Raw genomic sequence first — 5,239 nt, 5'->3', positions numbered from 1 at the left:
CGGAAAAACAGAGTCCAATTCGTCTGAATCGTCTGAATTCGGACGAGCTGCGGAGCCGGACCGGCGATGATGAGGCGGCGGGCGAGTAAGGTGGGCTGAAGCCGGTCTGCAGCAAGCGGGGCTTTGAAATCAAAGCGATTTTTGACGCTCATTATGCTGGCGCCGTTCGTCCTTCTCCCCTTGTGGGAGAAGGGTAGGTTAGAGCAGGCTTTCGATGGCCTTGCGGGCGGCGTCGCCGAGGTCGGGGCGCTTCAGGGCCAGGGCGACGTTGGCGCGCAGCAGGCCGATCTTGTCGCCGCAGTCGTGGGTCACGCCCTCATACTCATAAGCGGTGAAGGTTTGCGTCTTCATCAGCCGGTCCATGGCGTCGGTCAGCTGGATCTCGCCGCCGGCGCCGCGCTCCTGCGTCTCCAGCAGGTCGAAGATTTCCGGCTGCAGGATATAGCGGCCCGAGATCGACATGTTCGAGGGCGCCGTGCCCTGGGCAGGCTTTTCGATCATGCCCTTCATGCCGTAGCGGCGGCCGTCGTGGGAGGCGGGGTCGATGATGCCGTACTTATGGGTGTCGGCCTCGGGCACGGCCTCGACGCCGATGACGTTGCCGCCGACCTCGGCGTAGACCTCGGCCAGCTGCTTCAGGGCGCCGGGCTGCGAATCCACGATGACGTCGGGCAGGATGACGGCGAAGGGCTCGTGGCCGATGATGTCGCGGGCGCACCAGACGGCGTGACCCAGGCCCTTGGGTTGCATCTGGCGCGTGAAGCTCATCTCGCCGGCCTGGGCCAGCTCGGCGTTCATGATCTCCAGGATCTCGGTCTTGCCCTTGGCCAGGAGCTGGGCCTCAAGCTCGATCTGGTGGTCGAAATAGTCCTCGATCGCCTGTTTGGCGCGGCCGGTGACGAAGACGATGTGCTCGATCCCCGCCTCGCGCGCCTCTTCCACGATGTAGGAGAGGATCGGTCGGTCGACGACGTTCAGCAGCTCCTTGGGCGTGGTCTTGGTGCCGGGCAGAACCCGCGTGCCGAGACCGGCCACGGGCAGGACCGCCTTACGCAGGCGGGCGGGGGAGGTCGTCATGGATCGTCCTGATCAGCCTTGGGGGCGCCTGTCATAGGCGTAATTTGTGAAGCTTCCAAACGCCCCCGGGCGGATCGGGTTCGCCTATTCCACCGTCACCGACTTGGCCAGGTTGCGCGGCTGGTCGACGTCGGTGCCCTTCTGGACCGCGGTGTAATAGGCCAGAAGCTGCATCGGCACGGCGTAGACCAGCGGCGCGATCAGGGCTGGACAATCCGGCGCATGAACGCGGCTGATGCCGGCTCCGTGCGGGTCGGGCGCCTTTTCCGGGGCGATCATGATGACCGGGCCGCCGCGCGCGGCGACTTCCTGAAGGTTGGAGGCGGTCTTTTCGAACAGGTCGTCCAGCGGGGCCAGCGCCACCGTCGGGGTCGCCTCGTCGATCAGGGCGATGGGGCCGTGCTTCAGCTCGCCCGCCGCATAGCCCTCGGCGTGGATGTAGCTGATCTCCTTCAGCTTCAGCGCGCCTTCCATGGCGAGCGGGAACATCGGGCCGCGGCCGAGGAACAGGACGTCGCGCGCCTTGGCCAGGTCGAGCGTCAGGGCGTGGATGCCCGCGTCCATCTGCAGGGCCTCGGAGATCAGGCGCGGAGCCTCGAACAGGGCCTTGACCAGTTCGGCTTCCTGGGCGGCGTCGATGCGGCCGCGCGCCACGCCCGCCGCGACGGCCAGCGACAAGAGGGCGGCGACCTGGGCGGTGAAGGCCTTGGTCGAGGCGACGCCGATTTCCGGCCCGGCATGGGTCGGCCACAGGACTTCGGCCTCGCGCGCCATGGAGGAGGTATGGACGTTGACCACGGCGGCGGTCTTCAGCCCCTGCGCCTTGCACCAGGTCAGGCTGGCCAGGGTGTCGGCGGTCTCGCCCGATTGGCTGACGGCGACGGCCAGCGTTCCTTTCGTCACGGCTGGATGACGGTAACGGAACTCCGAAGCGATCTCGACGTCGCAGGGCAGGCCCGCATAGCGTTCGAAGGCGTACTTGCCGATCTGGCCGGCGTAGAAGGCGGTGCCGCAAGCGACGATCTGGATGCGTTCGATCGCGGCGAAGTCGACGGCCTGGACCTTGGCCTTGCCGGAGACAAGGTCGAGGTATTCCGACAGGGTGTGCTGGACGCTGTCGGGCTGTTCGTGGATCTCCTTCTCCATGAAGTGGCGGTACTCGCCCTTCTCGACCAGGGCCGAGGAGGCGGAGACCTGAACCACGGCGCGGTCGGCCGGGCGGCCCGAGGCGTCGAACATGTGCGCGCCGGTGCGGGTCACGGCGACATAGTCGCCTTCCTCGAGGTAGGAGATCTTCTGCGTGAAGGGACCGACGGCCAGGGCGTCCGAGCCCAGGTACATCTCGCCCTCGCCCCAGCCGACGACCAGGGGGCTGCCCCGACGCGCGCCCAGGATCAGCTCGTCCTCGCCCTCAATCAGCACGGCGAGCGCATAGGCGCCGGTCAGCCGGTCCAAGGTGGCCTTGAAGGCGTCCAGCGGGGCCATCCCCGCCGCCAGCTTGTGGTCCAGCAGATGGGCGACGACCTCGGTGTCGGTCTGGCTCTCGAAGACGCGGCCCTCGGCCTCCATCTCGGCCTTCAGCTCGGCGAAATTCTCGATGATGCCGTTGTGGACCAGGCAGACGCGACCGGCCTTGTGCGGGTGGGCGTTTGTCGTGGTCGGGGCGCCGTGGGTGGCCCAGCGGGTGTGACCGACGCCGACGGTCCCGGCGATCGGGTCGGCGGTCAGCACGGCCTCCAGCTCGCGGATCTTGCCCTTGGCGCGACGGCGTTCGACGCCGCCTTCGTTCTGCACGGCGATCCCGGCCGAGTCATAGCCGCGGTACTCCAGCCGCTTCAGGCTGTCGACCAGGCGAGGGACGACGGGGCCGGTTCCGGTGACGCCGATGATGCCGCACATGAGGTCTGCTCCGATCGGATGCGGTCGACGCTTTTTGCGCAGGGCCGCGAAATTGAGGTAAGCGAGAGGGTTCAGCCTCCGCCCTTGATCTCCGCTCTAGGAAATCGCGGGAGCGGCGACATCAAAAAATGGGTTTCGGAAGGTTTCTTTGCAATTCCGGGGCCGCCAGCGAAGGACCGCGCCCTTGGGCGAGAGAAAATACTTCGGCACCGACGGCATTCGCGGCCGGGCCAACACCCATCCGATGACGGCCGAGGTGGCTTTGCGTGTCGGCCTGGCCGCCGGGCGGCTGTTCCGCACCGACGACGACCGGCGCCACCTGGTGGTGATCGGCAAGGACACGCGTCTGTCCGGCTATATGATCGAGCCCGCCCTGGTGGCCGGTCTGGCCTCGGTCGGCATGGACGTGCGGACGTTCGGGCCGCTGCCGACGCCGGGCGTGGCCATGATGACGCGCTCGATGCGCGCCGATCTGGGCATCATGATCTCGGCCTCGCACAACGACTATGCGGACAACGGCATCAAGCTGTTCGGGCCGGACGGTTACAAGCTATCGGACGAGATCGAGCTGAAGATCGAGGCCATGATGGACGGGGCCCTGGACGAGGATCTGGCGCCGTCGAACAAGCTGGGCCGGGTCAAGCGCATCGACGACGCCCCGCCGCGCTATATCGAGATCGCCAAACAGGCCTTCCCCAAGCGGCTCAGCCTCAAGGGCCTGCGCATCGCCATCGACTGCGCCAACGGCGCGGGCTACCGCGTGGCGCCGACCACCCTTTATGAGCTGGGAGCCGAGGTCTTTCCTGTCGGCGTCGAGCCCAACGGCCTGAACATCAACGCCGAATGCGGTTCGACCCATCCCGAGGCCGTGTCCGAGGCGGTGAAGCGCTATCGCTGCGATATCGGCATCGCGCTCGACGGCGACGCCGACCGGGTCATCATCTGCGACGAAAAGGGCCATGTGGTCGACGGCGACCAGATCATGGCCCTGATCGGGCTGGACTGGGCCAAGCGCGGGCGGCTGAACGGCAACGGCGTGGTCGCCACCGTCATGTCCAACCTGGGCCTGGAGCGCCGTCTGAAGGCCGAGGGCCTGACGCTGGAGCGCACCAAGGTCGGCGACCGCTACGTCATGGAGCGGATGCGCGAGGGCGGCTTCAACATCGGCGGCGAACAGTCGGGCCACATCATCCTGAAGGATCACGCCACGACCGGCGACGGCCTGATGGCGGCGCTGCAGGTGCTGGCCGTCCTGGTCGAGGCGGGCGTGCCTATGAGCGAGTTGGCGCGCCAGTTCGAGCCGGTGCCGCAACTGCTGCAGAACGTCCGCTACACCGCCGGCAAGCCGCTGGAGGACGCCAAGGTCAAGGCGGCCATGGCTGAAGCCGAGGCGGCGCTGAACGGCTCGGGCCGCCTGCTGGTCCGGCCGTCGGGCACGGAGAAACTGATCCGCGTCATGGCCGAGGGCGACGACGAGGCCCTGGTCAAGCGCGTGGTCAATGAGGTCGCCGAGGCGGTGAAGGCGGCGGGCTGATCACCCGCCGCCCGCGCCGTCAGATCGCGGACAGGGCCTGATCCAGATCGGCCCACAGGTCGTCGACGTTCTCGATGCCGACCGACAGGCGCACCAGATTGTCGCCGATGCCGCTGCGGGCCTTGGCTTCGGGCGTGTAGTCCGAATGGGTCATGCTGGAGGGATGTGAGGCCAGGCTCTCGGCGCCGCCCAGGCTGACGGCCAGCTTGAACAGGCGCAGCGCGTTCAGCATGCGGAAAGCCTCGGCCTCGCCGCCGGGCAGTTCGAGCGAGAAGGTCGAGCCGGAGCCCTTGCACTGGGCGTCGAAGATCGCCTGCTGTTCGGGCGAGGCGTCCGGCCCTCCGGCGGTCAGGACGGCGCTGACGCGGGGATCGGCGCGCAGCCGATCGGCCAGGATCAGGGCGTTGTCCTGCGCCCGCTCCATACGGATGTGCAGGGTCTCCAGACTGCGCAGCAGCAGCCAGGCGGTGTGCGGATCGGCGGTCGTGCCGCAGATGGTCCGCATCTCGCCGACGCGGGCCATGAGGTCAGCCCCGCCCATGCAGCCGCCCGCGATCAGGTCCGAATGGCCGCCGACGTATTTGGTCAGGGAGTAGAGGACAAGGTCGGCGCCCAGCTCCAGCGGGCTCTGCCACAGAGGGCCGAGGAAGGTGTTGTCGACGACGACGGCGGGCGGCTCGGCCTGATCCAGCGCCTTGGCGCCGGCGACCGCGCGGGCGATGTCGACCA

The 5,239-nt window shown here is 67.8% G+C and carries 4 protein-coding genes; 1 reads left to right on the top strand and 3 read right to left on the bottom strand.

What is annotated here, in order from left to right; all coding sequences use genetic code 11:
- Window positions 1-198: 198 nt before the first annotated feature.
- Together galU and glmS are read right to left on the bottom strand one after the other, a co-directional pair.
- The gene (gene galU / locus BDIM_RS14980; protein WP_040346366.1) at window positions 199-1,077 is read right to left on the bottom strand and encodes a UTP--glucose-1-phosphate uridylyltransferase GalU; all 879 of its coding nucleotides are present in this window, start codon (window positions 1,075-1,077) and stop codon (window positions 199-201) included.
- 84 nt (window positions 1,078-1,161) lie between these two features.
- Window positions 1,162-2,976, bottom strand: a complete 1,815-nt coding sequence (gene glmS / locus BDIM_RS14975) for a glutamine--fructose-6-phosphate transaminase (isomerizing) (protein WP_003166424.1) — start codon at window positions 2,974-2,976, stop codon at window positions 1,162-1,164.
- 184 nt (window positions 2,977-3,160) lie between these two features.
- On the opposite strand from glmS, the gene glmM reads away from it, so the two are divergent.
- Window positions 3,161-4,510, top strand: coding sequence for a phosphoglucosamine mutase (gene glmM, locus BDIM_RS14970; RefSeq protein ID WP_003166423.1), 1,350 nt, complete (start codon window positions 3,161-3,163; stop codon window positions 4,508-4,510).
- Window positions 4,511-4,529: 19 nt separating this feature from the next.
- Here the strand turns inward: glmM and BDIM_RS14965 are convergent.
- On the bottom strand, window positions 4,530-5,239 hold a 710-nt coding region (locus BDIM_RS14965), incomplete at its 5' end, for a PLP-dependent transferase (RefSeq protein ID WP_040346364.1).

Source organism: Brevundimonas diminuta ATCC 11568 (assembly GCF_000204035.1).
GTDB classification, from domain to species: domain Bacteria; phylum Pseudomonadota; class Alphaproteobacteria; order Caulobacterales; family Caulobacteraceae; genus Brevundimonas; species Brevundimonas diminuta.
The sequence above is the reverse complement of the archived record's forward strand: the minus strand, read 5'-3'. Positions and strand labels throughout refer to the sequence as shown.

Coding starts and splice junctions, on each gene's coding strand:
- galU (WP_040346366.1), bottom strand. CDS start 1,077: ATGACGACCTCCCCCGCCCGCCTGCGTAAGGCGGTCCTGCCCGTGGCC.
- glmS (WP_003166424.1), bottom strand. CDS start 2,976: ATGTGCGGCATCATCGGCGTCACCGGAACCGGCCCCGTCGTCCCTCGC.